The sequence below is a fragment of the Rubellimicrobium arenae genome, assembly GCF_017916275.1.
Lineage (GTDB): Bacteria > Pseudomonadota > Alphaproteobacteria > Rhodobacterales > Rhodobacteraceae > Rubellimicrobium > Rubellimicrobium arenae.
The window spans coordinates 301407-318331 of sequence record NZ_JAFMST010000007.1 but is presented as its reverse complement, the minus strand read 5'-3'; the positions used below and the strand labels follow the sequence as shown (position 1 = coordinate 318331).

The 16925-nt window shown below is 70.6% G+C and carries 17 protein-coding genes; 12 read left to right on the top strand and 5 right to left on the bottom strand.

From position 1 onward, the window contains the following. Positions 1 to 35: 35 nt before the first annotated feature. Positions 36 to 1247 (bottom strand): HlyD family secretion protein, encoded by a 1212-nt coding sequence (locus J3P31_RS13375; protein WP_210528966.1) that lies wholly within the window; start codon positions 1245 to 1247, stop codon positions 36 to 38. Positions 1248 to 1772: 525 nt separating this feature from the next. Here J3P31_RS13375 and J3P31_RS13370 point away from each other — a divergent pair. The 8 genes from J3P31_RS13370 (at position 1773) to J3P31_RS13335 (ending at position 8617) form a co-directional block, all read left to right on the top strand. After that, positions 1773 to 1994 carry a DUF1127 domain-containing protein gene (locus tag J3P31_RS13370; RefSeq protein WP_210528965.1) on the top strand — a complete coding sequence of 74 codons (222 nt, stop codon included), beginning with the start codon at positions 1773 to 1775 and terminating at the stop codon, positions 1992 to 1994. Between the two features lie 126 nt (positions 1995 to 2120). Continuing rightward, positions 2121 to 2894 (top strand): L-iditol 2-dehydrogenase, encoded by a 774-nt coding sequence (locus J3P31_RS13365; RefSeq protein WP_210528964.1) that lies wholly within the window; start codon positions 2121 to 2123, stop codon positions 2892 to 2894. 119 nt (positions 2895 to 3013) lie between these two features. Then, entirely contained in the window at positions 3014 to 3463 is a 450-nt protein-coding gene (locus tag J3P31_RS13360) for an RrF2 family transcriptional regulator (RefSeq protein ID WP_210528963.1), read from the top strand. A 192-nt stretch (positions 3464 to 3655) separates the two neighbouring features. After that, positions 3656 to 4666, top strand: coding sequence for a sulfate ABC transporter substrate-binding protein (locus J3P31_RS13355; RefSeq protein ID WP_210528962.1), 1011 nt, complete (start codon positions 3656 to 3658; stop codon positions 4664 to 4666). Beyond that, complete coding sequence (gene cysT / locus J3P31_RS13350; RefSeq protein WP_368373081.1) at positions 4663 to 5514, top strand: sulfate ABC transporter permease subunit CysT; 852 nt, start codon at positions 4663 to 4665, stop codon at positions 5512 to 5514. The genes J3P31_RS13355 and cysT overlap by 4 nt, the downstream gene beginning before the upstream one ends. Before the next feature lie 14 nt (positions 5515 to 5528). Then, positions 5529 to 6419 carry a sulfate ABC transporter permease subunit CysW gene (gene cysW, locus J3P31_RS13345; protein WP_210529004.1) on the top strand — a complete coding sequence of 297 codons (891 nt, stop codon included), beginning with the start codon at positions 5529 to 5531 and terminating at the stop codon, positions 6417 to 6419. A 13-nt stretch (positions 6420 to 6432) separates the two neighbouring features. After that, a complete protein-coding gene (locus tag J3P31_RS13340; RefSeq protein ID WP_210528960.1) occupies positions 6433 to 7152 on the top strand; it encodes a sulfate/molybdate ABC transporter ATP-binding protein in 720 nt (239 codons plus the stop codon). 19 nt (positions 7153 to 7171) lie between these two features. Continuing rightward, positions 7172 to 8617, top strand: a complete 1446-nt coding sequence (locus tag J3P31_RS13335; RefSeq protein WP_210528959.1) for an amidase — start codon at positions 7172 to 7174, stop codon at positions 8615 to 8617. Here J3P31_RS13335 and J3P31_RS13330 read toward each other — a convergent pair. From J3P31_RS13330 to J3P31_RS13320, 3 genes are all read right to left on the bottom strand, one after another. Continuing rightward, entirely contained in the window at positions 8610 to 9779 is a 1170-nt protein-coding gene (locus J3P31_RS13330) for a lytic murein transglycosylase (RefSeq protein WP_210528958.1), read from the bottom strand. The two genes, J3P31_RS13335 and J3P31_RS13330, sit on opposite strands and share 8 nt — an antisense overlap. Before the next feature lie 12 nt (positions 9780 to 9791). After that, positions 9792 to 11732, bottom strand: a complete 1941-nt coding sequence (locus J3P31_RS13325) for a potassium transporter Kup (RefSeq protein ID WP_368373080.1) — start codon at positions 11730 to 11732, stop codon at positions 9792 to 9794. A 135-nt stretch (positions 11733 to 11867) separates the two neighbouring features. Beyond that, complete coding sequence (locus J3P31_RS13320; RefSeq protein ID WP_210528957.1) at positions 11868 to 12509, bottom strand: TetR family transcriptional regulator C-terminal domain-containing protein; 642 nt, start codon at positions 12507 to 12509, stop codon at positions 11868 to 11870. Between the two features lie 206 nt (positions 12510 to 12715). Between J3P31_RS13320 and J3P31_RS13315 the strand changes: the two genes are divergently transcribed. The 4 genes from J3P31_RS13315 to J3P31_RS13300 all read left to right on the top strand — a co-directional run bounded on the left by J3P31_RS13315 (position 12716) and on the right by J3P31_RS13300 (position 16493). After that, a complete protein-coding gene (locus J3P31_RS13315) occupies positions 12716 to 13966 on the top strand; it encodes a Zn-dependent hydrolase (RefSeq protein ID WP_210528956.1) in 1251 nt (416 codons plus the stop codon). 83 nt (positions 13967 to 14049) lie between these two features. Beyond that, a complete protein-coding gene (locus tag J3P31_RS13310; protein WP_210528955.1) occupies positions 14050 to 14478 on the top strand; it encodes a hypothetical protein in 429 nt (142 codons plus the stop codon). Between the two features lie 45 nt (positions 14479 to 14523). Continuing rightward, complete coding sequence (gene hydA, locus J3P31_RS13305; protein WP_210528954.1) at positions 14524 to 15978, top strand: dihydropyrimidinase; 1455 nt, start codon at positions 14524 to 14526, stop codon at positions 15976 to 15978. Next, a complete protein-coding gene (locus J3P31_RS13300; RefSeq protein WP_210528953.1) occupies positions 15975 to 16493 on the top strand; it encodes a hypothetical protein in 519 nt (172 codons plus the stop codon). Before hydA ends, J3P31_RS13300 begins: the two co-directional genes overlap by 4 nt. A gap of 32 nt (positions 16494 to 16525) precedes the next feature. On the opposite strand, the gene J3P31_RS13295 is transcribed toward J3P31_RS13300, so the two are convergent. Then, entirely contained in the window at positions 16526 to 16924 is a 399-nt protein-coding gene (locus J3P31_RS13295) for a cupin domain-containing protein (RefSeq protein WP_210528952.1), read from the bottom strand. Position 16925 lies beyond the last annotated feature (1 nt).

Below are 16925 nucleotides of genomic sequence, written 5' to 3'. Positions count from 1 at the left end.
TTGAGCCGGGGGCCCGGCGGGATCGGCGGCGGCGCTCACGGCGCGGCGGCCCCAACCGCAGCTCCGGCCGCGGCCCCGGTTGCGGCCCCCGGTGCCGTCCCTGTCGCGCCCGTGGCGCCGGGGGCAGGGCCATCCGCCGCGCTGGGCGCGCCCATGTCGGCGCCCGCGCTGCCCGGCAGGGCGCCTGTCGCGACGGCATCGCCCACCGCCCCGCCGTCCCCGCCCGAGGCCAGGGCCGGCGGCGCGTCCTCGCCGGCCGGCGTGCCCGGCTCTGCGACCTCGCCCTGGGTGTCCACGGTCACCGTGGAGCTGGCCCCCGCGCGCAGGTCGACGCCCGGATCGTCGAGAAGGACCCTCACCGTGAACCGCTGCGCGACCTTGACCCAGTTGCCGCTCGCGTTCTGCGGGGGCAGCAGGGCAAAGACCGACCCGGATCCGGCGCCGATGGTGGACACGCGGCCGCTCAGCTCGACCCCCGGCAGCATGTCCACCTCGATGGTGGCGGGCTGGCCGGGGCGCAGGCGGGGCAGGTCGGTTTCCTTGAAGTTGGCGTCGACCCACCAGTGTCCGGCCCGGACGATGGAGAACAGCGGCTGGAACGCCACCACCGTTTCTCCCACGGGAAGCGAGACGTTGGACGCCCGCCCGCGCATCGGGGCCGTCACCTGGGTGTAGGAAAGCTGGAGCTCTGCGTTGGACACCGCCGCCTGCGCCCCCACGAGCTGCCCGCGCAGGGTCTCGAGCGAGGATCGGGCGGACGCCCGCTGCGCCCCGGCGGCGTTGACGGCGGCGCGGGCCTGGGCCTCGGTCGAGGTCGCCTCGTCCAGCCGGGCCCGGGGCAGGTCGCCGGACGCCACCAGGGAGGTCGTCCGCTGGAGCGCCGCGCGCGCCGCGATCTCGGCCGCCTCGGCCCCCTGGACCTGGGCCTCGGCCGCCTGGAGCGCCTCCTCGGCCGCCCGCTGCGCGGCGGTGAGCGCTTCGAGCTCGGCCCGCGCGCTTTCGACGTTGTTGCGGAAGGTGCGATCCTCGATCCGGAACAGCAGCTGTCCCTGGTCCACGAGCTGCCCCTCGGACACCGCGACTTCGACCACCTGGCCAGAGATCTGCGGGGCGACCGACAGCACGTCGGTTCCGACATAGGCGTCGTCCGTGGAGGGATAGCGCGCGCTGCGCTGCCACCACCAGGCCAGGCCGATCCCGATCCCGGCCAGGACAACGAGAAGGATCACGATGCGAACGATCTTCATGACGGCCCTCGTGGAACTCGGGGCGTAACCGCCGCCCTCGGGCGGATGTTCCCAGCCGATCCGGGCCGCGGTCGTGCAGGGCCGGAGGGTTCCCGGGCGGCGCCCCATCCACCGCCGGCCGGACGTCCCCGTCCGGGCGGGCACGTCATGGAAAAAGGGGGTGATTCTCCCGCCGTCCCCAGTCCGGCCGGGCTTTCGGGACACAGGACCCGTGCGGCCCGCGGCGCCTCACTTGACACAGATGCGGCGGTTTCGTCCCGGGCACGACCATGGATTGGGCAGGACGGTCCGGATCTGCCGGGAAGAATGTCGGGCACATGGCGCATCCAAGGCCGCCGCCCGTCCTTTGGGCAGAATTGTTGAGAAAACGTTAGATTTTTCCATGCTCTTGCTGCATGGCAGCATTGTCCGGACGTCCATTGTGCAGCTGCAGCAATTGGCTATCTCTCCTCCCGAGAGCGCTAACATCGCGCGTTGTCCGGAGCCCGCCGAGCCGCGGGCAAGCATCATGAAAAGGGGCATGTCATGGCCTACACGACCCAAGATACCCGCAGCCTGTCCGCCGGTTCGGTCCGCACCTCCGTCGGTGGCCTCCGCGCCGAGTTCGCGCGCCGTCTCGCGCAGTACCGCCTGTATCGTCAGACCGTCAGCGAACTGGCGTCCCTGACCGACCGCGACCTCGCGGATCTGGGCATCCACCGCAGCCGCATCCAGGAGATCGCGGCGCAGGCCGCCGCCCGCGCCTGATCCTGCGACGGAGGGCGGGCGCCGTCTTGACGGCGGCGCGGCCCACCCCTCATGGTCGCGCCGGGCTGGGGCGGGCCGGATGGCCAACCTGCCCGCAGTGACAGGCTGGCGCGGGACGGCGAGGGAATGGATCGACTCAGGGGCAAGTCCGCCCTCATCACAGGGGCCGCGCGGGGCATCGGCGCGGCCTTTGCGCATGCCTATGCCCGCGAAGGCGCCACCGTCGCCGTGGCCGACCTCGACCTCGAGGCCAGCCGCCGGACGGCCGAAGCCATCGGCCCCTCGGCCTATGCCGTCCAGGTGGACGTCACCCGGCAGGACAGCATCGACGCCGCCCTGGCCGCGGTGCTGGACCGTGCCGGCGGCCTCGACATCCTCGTGAACAACGCCGGCGTCTACGACATGGACCCGGTGACCGCCATGACGCGGTCGAGCTTCGACAGGCTCTTCTCCGTCAATGTCGCCGGCACCCTGTTCATGCTCCAGGCGGCGGCGCGGGCGATGATCGCCCAGGGGCGGGGCGGCAAGATCATCAACCTGGCCTCGCAGGCCGGGCGGCGGGGCGAGCCGCTGTCCCCCATCTACTGCGCCACCAAGGCCGCGGTGATCAGCCTCACGCAGTCGGCCGGGCTCGACCTGATCCGGCACCGCATCAACGTGAACGGCATCGCGCCCGGCGTGATCGAGAGCGACATGTGGGATCATGTCGATGCCCTGTTCGCACGCCACGAAGGCCGCCCCCTGGGCGAGAAGAAGCGCCTTGTCGGCGAGGCCGTCCCCTTCGGGCGCATGGGCGTGCCCGAGGATCTGGCCGGCATGGCCGTGTTCCTCGCCTCGGCCGAGGCGGACTACATCGTCGCCCAGACCTACAACGTCGACGGCGGCAACTGGATGAGCTGACGCCGCAGGGGCGCGGCCCAGGGACTTCCGGCAACAAAAATGGCCGGTCCGGGCCTGTTCACGCAAATCGCAAGTGGATGCGCGTTGAAGCGCAGCGCGGCTTGGGCTAGGCCCGATCCATGATCAGCCAGAAGATGAAGTACGCCCTGAAGGCCCTCATGGTCCTCGCCGATGAGCGCGAGGGCACCGGCCAGGCGTTGCGCATCGAGGAGATCGCCAAGCGGGCCGGCGTGCCCAAGCGCTTTCTGGAGCATATCCTGCTCGACATCCGGAACGCGGGCATCATCGCCTCGATCCGGGGGCGGTCAGGGGGCTACGTGCTGGTCCAGGAGCCGGCGTCGGTCCCGATCTCGGAACTGCTTCGGCTGATCGACGGTCCCATGGCCCCGCTGCCCTGCCTGTCGCGCCGCAGCTACGAACGCTGCGAGGACTGCGTCGACGAGGAGACCTGCCGCATCCGCAAGGTCTTCGCCGAGGTCTTCTGGAGCTACCTCCTGCTGATCGAATCACTCACGCTGGCCGACATGGTGCGGTCGAACGACAAGGCCGCGCAGATTTTTGCCGCCTGACGCACCCCGTCCTGGGGTGTTCAACATGTTCCTTAACAATGTGTTAGGCCTCTCCTTCGGTGCTCTGTCCGCCAGTCCGAAATCTTGACAAAGTCAGGCGTGATTTTGCGCTTGCAAAACACGACTAGCCTCGTCGATATTCCTCACGAAGCGGTCACCCGGCCGCGACAGGATACCGACAGGAGGTCATCGATGCCGTTCCGCACCACGATCGCGTTCGCTTCGGCCACGACTTGGGCCGTGCTGGCCATGACGGCCCCGCAGATCGCGTCGGCGCAGGGAATGCTCAACGTGTCCTACGACCCGACCCGCGAGCTCTACCGCGACATCAACGAAGCCTTCAACGAATACTGGCAGGCGCAGGGCCACGAGGCCGTCGACATCGAGATGAGCCATGGCGGTTCGGGCGCGCAGGCCCGCGCGGTGATCGACGGGCTCGGGGCCGACGTGGTCTCGCTGGCGCTGGCCGCCGACATCGACGCCATCGCCAAGAACACCGACCTGATCCCCGACGACTGGCAGACCCGCCTGCCGCACAACTCCTCGCCCTACACCTCGACCATCGTGTTCCTCGTCCGCGAGGGGAACCCCAAGGGCGTCCAGGACTGGGACGATCTCCTGCAGGACGGCCTCGAGGTGATCACGCCCAACCCCAAGACCTCGGGCGGGGCGCGCTGGAACTACCTCGCCGCCTGGGCCTGGGCCGAGAAGAACGGCCAGGACCCCAAGGAGTACGTGCACCAGCTCTACCGTCACGTCCCCGTGCTCGACTCGGGCGCCCGCGGCGCGACCACCACCTTCGCGCAGCGCGGCATCGGCGACGTGCTCCTCGCCTGGGAGAACGAGGCCTACCTCGCCCTCGAGGAGCTGGGCGAGGACCAGTTCGACATCGTCGTCCCGAGCGTCTCGGTCCTGGCCGAGCCTCCGGTCTCGATCGTGGACGGCAACCTGGCCTCCGACGAGGAGCGCCAGCTGGCCGAGGCCTACGTGAACTTCCTCTACACCCCCGAGGCGCAGGCCCTCGTCTACAAGCACTACTATCGCGGCTGGGACACCTCGGCGGCCGATCCGGCGGATGTCGAGCGTTTCCCCGAGATCCAGCTGGTCTCGATCGGTGACTTCGGTGGATGGGCCAAGGTCCAGCCCGAGCACTTCGGCGACGGCGGCATCTTCGACCAGATCTACCAGGAGGGTGGTCAGTGACCCGAACCGGAGCCTGGAGCTTCCGTTCCCCCTCCCCCTTGCCGGGGTGGGGGCTTTCGCTTGGCGTGACGGTCACGCTGCTGTCGCTGGTGGTGCTCCTGCCGGTCGGCGCGCTGGTCGTGCGCGCGGCCGGCATCGGCCCGGCCGAGCTTTGGGCCACCATCGGCTCCGAGCGGGTGCTCGCGGCGCTGCTGCTGTCCTTCCGGGCCGCGCTGATCGCCGCCCTGTTCAACCTGGTATTCGGGCTGGCGCTGGCCTGGGTGCTCGTCCGCTACGAGTTCCCGGGGCGCAAGCTCGTGGACGCGATGGTGGACCTGCCCTTCGCGCTGCCGACGGCGGTCGCGGGCATCGCGCTCACGGCCCTTTATGCGCCGAACGGCGCCCTGGGCGGCCCGATCCAGGATCTCTTCGGGGTCCGCGTGGCTTATACCGAAGTGGGGATCTGGATCGCCCTCGTGTTCGTGGGGTTGCCCTTCGTGGTGCGCACCGTGCAGCCCGTGATCGCCGAGATCGAGCAGGAGGTCGAGGAGGCCTCCGCCACGCTGGGCGCGTCGCGGACGACGACCTGGCGGCGCGTGATCCTGCCCATGCTCACGCCGGCCCTGCTGACGGGCTTTGCGCTCTCGCTCGCCCGCGCGGTGGGGGAATACGGGTCGGTCATCTTCATCGCCGGCAACCTTCCCTTCAAGACCGAGATCGCGCCCCTGCTGATCGTCATCCGGCTCGAGGAGTTCGACTATGACGGCGCGGTCGCCATCGCGGTCGCGATGCTCGCCATCTCCTTCGTCCTGCTGCTGCTCATCAACCTGATCCAGGTCTGGAGCCGCCGCCACACCGCCGGAGCCTGAGAGCCATGGCCGACATGACCGTATCGACATCCGCCCTGGGGCCGGCCACCCGCGCCGCCCGCTACCGCCGTTGCACCGACGAGCCGCGCTGGCTCCGCTGGACGGTGACGATCGTGGTGCTCGCGCTCCTTGCGGTGCTCGTGCTGATCCCGCTGGGCTCCGTCTTCGTCGAGGCGCTGCGCGACGGGCTCGCCATGGCCGTCGAATCGTTGGGCGACCGCGACGCGATGGCGGCCATCCGGCTCACGCTGATCGTGGCGGCCGTCGCCGTGCCGCTCAACGCCCTGTTCGGCGTCGCCGCGGCCTGGGCGCTGACCAAGTTCCAGTGGCGTGGCAAGGCCGTGCTGCTGACGCTCATCGACCTGCCGTTCTCGGTGTCGCCGGTGGTGGCGGGCCTTTGCATCATCCTGCTGTTCGGCGCCAACTCCTCGCTGGGCGGCTGGCTGGTCGCCAACGGCCACCCGATCGTCTTCGCGGTGCCCGGCATCATCCTGGCCACGATGTTCATCACCTTTCCCTTCGTCGCCCGCGAGCTCGTGCCGCTGATGACCGAGCAGGGAAAGTCCGAGGAAGAAGCCGCCCTGACGCTGGGCGCGTCGGGCTGGCGCATGTTCTTCACGGTGACGCTGCCCAACATCAAATGGGCGCTGCTCTATGGGGTGCTGCTCTGCAACGCCCGCGCGATGGGCGAGTTCGGGGCCGTGGCCGTCGTGTCCGGCAAGATCCGGGGCGTGACCGCGACCATGCCCATCATGATCGAGATGCTCTACAACGAATACCTCTCGGTGGCCGCCTTCTCGATGGCCGCCGTCCTGACGCTGCTCGCGCTCGTCACGCTGACGCTCAAGACCCTGCTCGAATGGCGCTACGCCGACCAGCTCGCCGCCTCCGGCGGACGGCACTGAGGGAGACCCCGACATGCATATCCAGATCGACGAGATCGCCAAGGAGTTCGGGGCCGCCACGGCGCTCCATCCCGTTTCGCTGAACGTTCCCTCGGGGGCGCTGGTCGCCCTCCTGGGGCCGTCGGGCTCGGGCAAGACCACGCTGCTCCGCATCCTCGGCGGCCTCGAGGAGCCGACCTCGGGCCGCGTGCTGTTCGACAGCATGGACGCCACGGGGATGCGCGTGCAGGACCGCCGCGCGGGCTTCGTGTTCCAGCATTACGCGCTGTTCCGGCACATGACGGTGTACGAGAACATCGCCTATGGCCTGCGCGCCCGTCCGCGGGCCACGCGGCCCTCGAACCCCGAGATCGCCCGCCGCGTGGGCAAGCTGCTCGACCTGATCCAGCTTCCGGACATCGCCAAGCGCTACCCCTCCCAGCTTTCGGGCGGGCAGCGGCAGCGCGTGGCCCTGGCCCGCGCGCTGGCCATCGAGCCGCGGATGCTCCTCCTCGACGAGCCGTTCGGCGCGCTGGACGCCAAGGTCCGCAAGGAGCTGCGCCAGGGCCTGCGCGACATCCACGACGCCACCGGCCTGACCACCATCTTCGTGACCCACGACCAGGAGGAGGCGATGGAGCTGGCCGACCTCGTGGTGGTCATGTCGATGGGCCGCATCGAGCAGGTCGGCAAGCCGGCCGAGATCCGGGCGCGGCCGCAGACCGACTTCGTGCGGGATTTCATCGCCGCCTGAGCCGGGCTAGGGAGGGGGCATGACCCCCGACGATTACCGATCCCAGGATGGCGTGGGCCTTGCGCAGCTGATCGCGCGCGGCGAGGCCAGCGCCCCCGAGGTGGCCGAGGCGGCCATCTCCCTCCTCGAGACGCTCAACCCCCGTCTCAACGCCGTGGTGCGGACGCGTCTTGGCCCTGCCCGGACCGAGGCCGCGCAGGCCCTGCCGCATGGGCCCCTGGCCGGCGTGCCGTTCCTCCTCAAGGACGTCAACCTTTTCTCGCGCGACCTGCCGACCCGCTTCGCCTCGCGCTTCTTCGCCGATGCGCCCCCGGGCGGGGAGGAAAGCACCATGGTCCGGCGCTGGCGGGAGGCGGGCCTCCTGATCCTCGGCCAGACCAACACGCCCGAGTTCGCGGGCGACTTCATCACCGAACCCACCGCCCACGGCCCGACGCGGAACCCCTGGAACGACGGCGTCACCGTTGGCGGATCGAGCGGCGGGGCAGGGGCGGCGGTGGCCGCGGGCCTGGTGCCCCTGGCGCATGGGACCGACCTCGGCGGGTCGATCCGGATCCCGGCCGCCTGTTGCGGCGTCTTCGGCTTCAAGCCCTCGGTCGGCCTCAACCCGCTCGGCCCCCGGTGGGAGGAGATCGCGGGCGGGCTCGACGCCGATCATGTCCTCACCCGGACGGTGCGGGACAGCGCGGCGTCCCTCGACGCGACGGCGGGACCGGAGGCGGGAACGCGCCTCGGCGGGCGGCCGCCCCCGGGGGGCTTCCTGTCCGGCCTCGTGGCGCCGTTGCCGCGCCTGCGGATAGGGGTGACGGTGGAGGACCCGTCGGGACGCCGCGCCGGCTCCGCCCAGGTCGCCGCGGTGGAGCGCACCGCCCGGCTGCTGAGTGGCCTGAGCCATCGGCTGGAGCCCTACGCCTACCCGCCCGAGGCCGTGCCCGGCCCCTGGTTCGATGCGCTCTGGACGACGGACATCCTGCACCTCGTCAGGGAACGGGCCGCGCAACTGGGCCGCGAGCCCCGCGAGGACGAGCTGGAAGGGCTGACCTGGGCCGCCCTCCGCCATGCCCAGGGGCTGAGCGCGGCGGACTACCTCGACGCCCGGCTCGCCATGGTCCGGGCGGCGCAGGCGCTCGGCCGGTCCATGGAACGGTTCGACATCGTCCTGACGCCCACCCTGGCCGAGGACCCGCCCGCGCTGGGCACGCTGAACTTCGAGGCGAACGGCCATGACCTCGAGGGCTGGAACGCCCGGGGCTATGGCTTCGCGCCCTTCTCCACGCCCGCCAACCTCGCGGGCCAGCCCTCGGCCTCCTGCCCGGTGATGATCGGGGCGCAGGGCATTCCGCTGGCGGTCCAGATCACCGGCCGGCCGGGGGCCGACCTCCTCGTGCTCCAGCTCGCGCGGGAGCTGGAGGAGGCCACGGAATGGGCGCGGACCTACGCGGGCCTCTGGAAGCGGCTCATCTGAGGGCGTCCAGGAGCGCGCGCGTGGGCCAGGCGTCGGCGGGCAGGCCCAGGCGGACCTGCTCGGCCTGGATGGCAACGCGGGACTTCGCGCCCAGGATGCCGTCCGCCTGGCCGACGTCGTGCCCGCGCGCCGCGAGTCGCTCCTGGAGGAGCTTCACCTCCTCGCCCGACAGGGCAGGGTCCGGGTCGCCGGCCAGGTAACGCTCGCCCCCCATGATGCGGTTCGCGAAATACGCCGCCGTGAGGACGTAGGTCAGGCTCTGGTTCCACTCGGTCAGGATGCTGAAGTTCGGATAGGCCAGGAAGGCCGGCCCCTTGCGCCCCAGGGGCAGCACCAGCGCCGCCGGGAGGTCGCCCGCGATCGTGCCGTCGCGGGCCTCGACGCCCCGGGCGGTCCAGTCGGCGCCCGGGCGCGGCGACTCAAGGCCGCTCAGGCTCCAGTCGAGGTCGGCGGGCACCGTGACCTGCTGGAGCCAGGGCTGCCCGGCCTGCCAGCCCAGCCCGGCCAGCATCCGCGCGCCGGACAGAAGCGCGTCGTCCGACGAGCCCTTGAGGTCCACGATCCCGTCCCCGTCGCCGTCCGCCCCGAATTCGAGGATGTCGCGGGGCAGCATCTGGACCTGCCCGATCTCGCCCGCCCAGGCGCCGGTCACGTCGGTGTCCCACCGGCCCTCGGCGTAAAGCCGCATCGCGCCCAGGACTTCGGGCCGGAACAGCTCGGGCCTCCGGCAGTCATGCGCCAGCGTGGCCAGGGCGTTGGTGGTGTCGTAGTCCCCCTGGACCTGCCCGAAGTCCGTCTCGAAGGCCCAGAAGGCGAGCAGGATGCCGCGCGGCACCCCGACCTCGGCCTCGATGCGGTCGAGGATGGCCCGATGCTCGCGCGCCAGCCGGGCGGCCCGGTCGACCCGATCCTGCGAGATCAGGCGCCGCGAGAAGGTGATGAAGTCCGCCTGGAAATGCGTCTGGGAGCGGTCCGCGCGCAGCACCGCCTCGTCCGGGCGCAGGTCCGACAGGAACCGGTCGGCCACCTCGGCCGGGATGCCGGACGCAGTGGCCTCGGCCCCGAGGCCCCGGAGGAAGGCGTCCCAGTCGCCCCCGCACTCCTGCGCCGTGACGGGCGTGGCGAACCCCGCCACGAGGGCGAGCCGTGCAAGGAGGCGCATGGGGGAGGTCCTTCAGATGATGATCTGCTGCCCGAGCTCGATCACCCGGTTGGTCGGGATGCGGTAGAAGTCGGTCGCGTTGGCCGCCGACTTGGTCATCGTGATGAAGAGCGACTCCTGCCAGGTGGGCAGGCCCTGCGTCTTGGAGGTGCGGAAGGTCCGGCGGTTCAGGAAGAACGAGGTGGACATGATGTCGAACTTCTCGCCCTGCTTGCGGGCCAGGGCCAGCGCCTTGGGGACGTTGGTTTCTTCCATGTAGCCGAAGCACATGTCGATCCGGGTGAAGCGGTCCGACAGCTTGGCGATCTTGATCCGGTCCCCGTCGGGCATGAAGGGCCGGGTCGCCACGCTCACGCAGACGATGATGTTGCGCTCGTGCAGGACGTGGTTGTGCTTGATGTTGTGCATCAGCGCGGCCGGCGCGATGTCGGGGTCCGAGGTCAGGAACACCGCCGTCCCCGGCACCTCCTTGAGGCGGCTCGACTTGGCCAGCATCTCGATCAGCGCCTCGATGGTCGTGGCCCCGCGCCGGGCCTGCGCCTGGACGTGCCGCGTGCCGCGCACCCAGGTGTACATCAGCAGGATCATGACGCTCGACATCAGGATCGGGACCCAGCCGCCGTCCGGGATCTTCAGGATGTTCGCGCCCAGGAAGATGATCTCGATGGCGAAGATGGGCACAAGGATCGCCGCGACCAGCGCGGGGTGCCACTTCCAGGCCCGCAGGAACACGAACGAGGCCAGGATCGTGGTGATCACCATGTCGCCCGTGACCGCGATGCCGTAGGCCGCCGCGAGGTTCGAGGACGAAGCGAAGACCAGCACCAGGATGATGACCCCGGTGGCCAGGATCGCGTTGACCTTGGGCAGGTAGATCTGCCCTTCCTGCGACTCCGAGGTGTGCAGGATCTCGAGCCGCGGCAGCAGCCCCATCCGGACCGCCTGCTTGACCATGGAGAACGCGCCCGAGATCACCGCCTGCGAGGCGATCACCGTGGCCATCGTCGCCAGGATCACGATGGGCAGGAGCGCCCAGGGCGGCGCCATCAGGAAGAAGGGGTTCTCGGCCGCCTCGGGGTGCGACAGCACCAGCGCGCCCTGGCCCAGGTAGCTGAGCGTCAGGGCGGGCCAGACGAAGAAGACCCAGGCCAGGCGGATCGGGCGGCGGCCGAAATGGCCCAGGTCCGCGTAAAGCGCCTCGGCCCCCGTGACCGCGAGGAAGACCGACCCCAGCGCCACGAGCGACGCGAGCCCGTTCGCCACCACGAAGCCCGCGGCGTAGGCCGGATTGAGCGCCCGCAGGATCGTCAGGTCGTCGCTGAGATGCATGATGCCCAGGACGCCCATGGTCAGGAACCAGGCCGCCATGACCGGCCCGAAGAAGGCCGAGACCGCCCCCGTCCCCCAGCGCTGCACCACGAAAAGGCCGGCGATGATGGCCAGCGTGATCGGCACCACATAGGGCGTGAAGGCGGGGGTCACGAGGCTCATCCCTTCGACGGCGGACAGCACCGACATGGCCGGCGTGATCATCGCGTCCCCGAAGAACAGCGAGATGCCCACCATCCCCAGCCCCAGGAGCCAGACCGGCCGCTTTTCCAGCGCCTGCTGCACGAGCGCCACGAGGCTCAGGGTGCCGCCTTCGCCCCGGTTGTCGGCGCGCAGGATCAGGACGACGTACTTGAAGGTCACGATCAGGATGATCGTCCAGATCAGCAGCGAGATCACCCCGATCACGTCCGCCGGCGAGAGCCCGTCATACGAGGCCGCATGGAGCGACTCCCGCATCGCATAGAGCGGCGAGGTGCCGATGTCGCCATAGACCACGCCGATGGCGCCCATGGTCAGGGCGACCAGGCTCCCGGTCCCGTGCTGGCCCGGCGTGGGAAGGTCGGACGGGGTCTGGGCGGCCGAAAGGGCCTCTCCCGCCGTCTGTCCTTCACCCTGGGGCACGGCGGGCAGTGCTGTGCCCCCGTTCGGTTTTTCGCTGTCGCTCATCGCCATAATGGGGGCCCGCCGTCCGTCCGCCCGTCATATAGCGCGCGGCGGTCTTCTGCAATGCGGCGACAAGAGGGCGGGTTTCTGGCCTCAGGGGGCGACCAGAAGGCGCCGGAACAGCGTGTCCAGGAACTCCCCCGCTTCGGCGAAGGGGTCGTGGCCCTCGCCCAGCACGGCGCGGACCTGCGTCTCGAAGTCGGCGTAATGCTGGGTCAGCGCCCAGATCGAGAAGACCAGGTGCTTGGCCGGCATCCGGGCGATCCGGCCCTGCTCCATCCAGCCTTCCAGCACCGCGGCCTTTTCCTCGACCAGCGCGGCCAGCTCGCCGCCCAGCACGCCGGACAGGTGCGGCGCGCCCCGCAGCACCTCGTTGGCGAACAGCCGGCTTTCCCGGGGGTAGTCGCGGGCCAGCTCGAGCTTCCGGCGCACATAGGCCAGCACCTCCTGCTGCGGCTCGCCCGCGGGATCGAGCGCGCGGAGCGGGGCCAGCCAGGCATCGAGCAGGTTCTCGAGGAGGGCCGTGTGGACCGCCTCCTTGGACGGGAAGTAATAAAGCAGGTTCGGCTTGGACAGGCGCGCCTCGCGGGCGATGCGGTCCAGGGTGGCGCCCGAGAACCCGGTTTCCGAGAACACGGCCAGCCCCGCCTCCAGGATCGCCGCCCGATTCCGTTCCTGGATGCGGGTGCGGCCCGCGGCGGGGCGCTGGCCGTCCTGGGTCTGGTCCACGCTCATCCCCGGCTCGTCCCCATTCTGGCGCGTCTCCTGGCATTCTGCCGGCCGGTTGCCCGATTCTTCGGCAGGTGCCTGAATGCCGCGCGAAATCCTTGACTGGTCTTGGCCCTTTGCTAGCGTGGCTTTGACCGCTTGGTCAAATCAAGGCCTGCCGCGGGGGCGTTCCGACCGGTCTCCCGTGGCCCCCAACTGAACGGAGTTCCGCCATGCCCGCAACCGGGGCCAACCTCAGGATCTCGGGCGAACGGCTGTGGGACAGCCTCATGGAGATGGCCCAGTGCGGACCGGGCGTCGCCGGGGGCAACAACCGCCAGACGCTGACCGATGCCGACGCCCAGGGCCGCCGCCTGTTCCAGTCCTGGTGCGAGGCCGCGGGCTGCACGATGGGCCTCGACACCATGGGCAACATGTTCGCCCGCCGCGAAGGCGCGGACCCGTCCCTCGATCCGGTCTACATGGGCTCGCACCTCGACACCCAGCCCACAGGCGGCAAGTACGACGGGGTCCTGGGCGTGCTGGGCGGCCTCGAGGTGCTGCGGACGCTGAACGACGCCGGGATCCGGACCCGCCGCCCCATCGTGCTGACCAACTGGACCAACGAGGAGGGGACCCGCTACGCCCCCGCCATGCTGGCCTCGGGCGTCTTCGCCGGCATCCACACGCAGGACTACGCCTACGGCCGCGTCGATGCGGACGGCAAGGCGTTCGGCGACGAGCTGAAGCGCATCGGCTTCGTCGGCGACGAGCCGGTGGGGGCGCGCAGGATCCACGCCATGTTCGAGCTCCACATCGAGCAGGGCCCGATCCTCGAGGCCGAGAACAAGGAGATCGGCGTCGTCACCCACGGCCAGGGCCTCTGGTGGCTCGAGGTGCGCCTGACGGGGCGCGAGGCGCATACCGGCTCCACCCCCATGAACATGCGGGTCAACGCCGGCCTCGGCATGGCCCGGATCATCGAGATGGTCCACCGCGTCGCCATGGACCACCAGCCCGACGCCGTGGGCGCGGTGGGGCAGGCCAATGTTTGGCCCAACTCCCGGAACGTGATCCCGGGCCGGGCCGTCTTCACCATCGACATCCGCTCGCCCGAGCAGGCCAAGCTCGACTCCATGCGCGCCATCATCGAGGCCGAGGCGCCGAAGATCGCGCAGGAGCTGGGCCTCGGCATCGATATCGAGGCCACGGGCCATTTCGATCCGGTGACCTTCGATCCCGGCCTCGCCGACAGCGTGCGGCGCGCGGCTGATGCACTGGGCTACTCGCGCCGGGACATCGTGTCGGGGGCGGGCCACGACGCCTGCTGGATCAACCGGGTCGCCCCGACCGTCATGATCATGTGCCCCTGCAAGGATGGCCTGTCGCACAACGAGGCCGAGGAGATCACGCCCGACTGGGCCGCCAAGGGCACCGACGTCCTCCTTCATGCCGTGATCGAGGCCGCCGAGGTCGTGGCGTGAGGCTGGAAAAAACCTCGCCGGACGCCTCCCGCCCGGCACGGGGCCGCGCTACGCTCCGCCTCGACCTTGCGACCGGAGCCAAGATGAAACGACTGTCCTTCCTTCTGCTGCCCCTGCTGGCCGCCTGCGCCGCCCCCGGACCCGACGGGACGCGGCCCGACGGCCTCGCCGGGCTCTTCCAGCGCCCCTCGGCCGAGCCCGAGGCGCCCCCGCCGCTGCCGCCGCAGGTCGTGGCCGCCCTGCCGCCCGGCGTGCCGCAGTCGGTCGTCGTGCGGAACGGGGACGGCTGCTACCTCCTGTCGGTCGAGGTCACCGACCCGCCCTCGGGCTATCCGCTGCGCGACGCCGCCGGAAACCCGGTCTGCGACGGCAGCCCGGTCCCGGTCGTGCCGGTCGACGCCGCCGCCGTCGGTGGCGTGGGCACCGACGGACCCGGCCCCGACACCGCGCCGCCGCTCGTGCCGGGCTCCATCACGCCGCCCGCGCCGATCGCGCCGCTGGACCCGACCTGACCGGCCGGGCCACCCAACAACGACCAACAGGGAGACAGGGACATCATGGCCAGCACAGTCATCAAGGGCGGAACGGTCGTCACGCATGACCTGACCTACCCGGCCGATGTCCTGATCGAGGGCGGCCGCATCATCGACATCGGCCCGAGACTCCAGGGCGACGAGGTGCTCGATGCCACCGGCTGCTTCGTCATGCCGGGCGGCATCGACCCCCACACCCACCTCGAGATGCCCTTCATGGGCACCTACTCCTCGGACGACTTCGACTCGGGCACCCGCGCGGCGCTGGCGGGCGGGACGACCATGGTGGTGGACTTCGTGCTGCCGAACCCCGGCCAGTCCCTGCTGGACGGGCTGCAGATGTGGCACAACAAGTCCACGCGGGCCCATTGCGACTATTCCTTCCACATGTCCGTGACATGGTGGGGGGAGCAGGTCTGGGACGACATGCCCAAGGTGATCGGCAAGGGGATCACCACCTTCAAGCACTTCATGGCCTACAAGGGCGCCCTGATGGTCAACGACGACGAGATGTTCGCGTCGTTCCGCCGCCTGGGGGAGCTGGGCGGCACCGCGCTCGTCCATGCCGAGAACGGCGACGTCGTGGCCGAGCTTCAGCGCAAGCTGCTGGAGGAGGGCAACCGCGGCCCCGAGGCCCACGCCTATTCCCGTCCCCCGCAGGTCGAGGGCGAGGCCACCAACCGCGCCATCATGATCGCCGACATGGCGGGCGTGCCGCTGTATGTCGTCCACACCTCCTGCGAGGAATCGCACGAGGCCATCCGCCGCGCCCGCGCCCAGGGCAAGCGCGTCTGGGGCGAGCCGCTGATCCAGCATCTGACGCTCGACGACAGCGAATACCGGCACCCCGACTGGGATCACGCCGCCCGCCGGGTCATGTCGCCGCCCTTCCGCGACAAGAGGCACCAGGACTCGCTCTGGGCCGGGCTGCAATCCGGGTCGCTGTCGGTCGTGGCCACCGACCATTGCGCCTTCACGACCGCGCAGAAGCGGACGGGCCTGGACGACTTCACCAGGATCCCGAACGGGACGGGCGGGCTCGAGGATCGGCTCCCGATGCTCTGGACCCATGGCGTGAACACCGGGCGGCTGACGCCCAACGAATTCGTGGCCGTGACCTCCACCAACATCGCCAAGATCCTGGGCTGCTACCCCCGCAAGGGCGCGGTCCGCGTGGGTGCCGACGCCGACCTGATCGTCTGGGACCCCGAGAAGACCAAGACGATCACCGCCGCGTCGCAGCAGTCCGCCATCGACTACAACGTCTTCGAAGGCCACGAGGTGAAGGGCCTGCCGCGCTTCACGCTCAGCCGCGGCTACGTCGCCGTCCACGACGGCGAGCTTCGCCCGCGCGAGGGCCACGGCGAGTTCGTCGCCCGCGAGGCCAACACCCCGGTCAACCGCGCGCTTTCGACCTGGAAGGAGCTGACCGCCCCCCGCCCCGTGACGCGGGCGGGCATTCCGGCCAGCGGCGTGTGACCGCCATGGTGCCCGCCCGGCGGACGTCCCGGCGCGATCCCGTCTTCGACGAGTTCGTCTGGCTGGCCCCGCCCCTGAGCGCGGGCGCCTGGGTGGCCTTGGTCGCCGTGGCGGCCGGCCTGGACCGGGCCGTGCATGAGGGGCTCGTAGCCGGGCTTGGCACGTCAGCCGGCCTGATGCTCCTGGGGCTGCTCGGATCGCTGCCCGTGATCGCTGTCAACATGGTGCTGGCATACGGGCCCTCGGCCGTCGCCTGGCATCTGGCGCGTCGCGTGGCGCGCGCCTGGCTCGGGGAACGCGTGGCCGTCCGGGTGGCGGGCGCCTGCGCGGCCCTGGTGGCCAGCCTGATCCTGCTGGGGGCGATCCTGGCCGTCGTCCCGCCCGGCCTGGACGGGGCCACGATCCTGGCCGGGCTCGCCATCGTTCCGGTCTCGGTGGCGGTTTCGGTCCATGCGGCCGCCGACGCGCTGGCGCGCGAGTCGGCGCGGCATTCGCGCCCAGGGAACGCGGCATGACTCGCCCGGTCGTCCCCGCAGCCTTGCGCCGCTCAGGCCACCAGCTCTTCCAGTTCCGGCAGCAGCACCACGCTCTCCTGCTCGTGCGGGTCGGTGCGGGCGATCACCGCCGTCGCGGGGGCGGGGCCGGGGTTCCAGGGCAGGTGCGGCATGTCGGCGGGGATATAGAGCATCTCGCCCGCGCCGATCTCCATCCGGTGCTCCAGCCGCTCGCCCCAGGCCATCATCGTGGTGCCGGACAGCACGTAGATCGCCGTCTCGTGGGTCGCGTGCTTGTGCGCCCTGGCGCGGCCGCCCGGCGGTATGGTCAGCAGGTGCATGCAGATGGCCTGCGACCCGGTCGTCTCCCGGGCGATGCCTTCGAAGTAACTGAACCCCTGTTTTCCCGCGTAGGCCGTCGCGCCCGGCGCGATCTTCTGGCATGAGGCCATG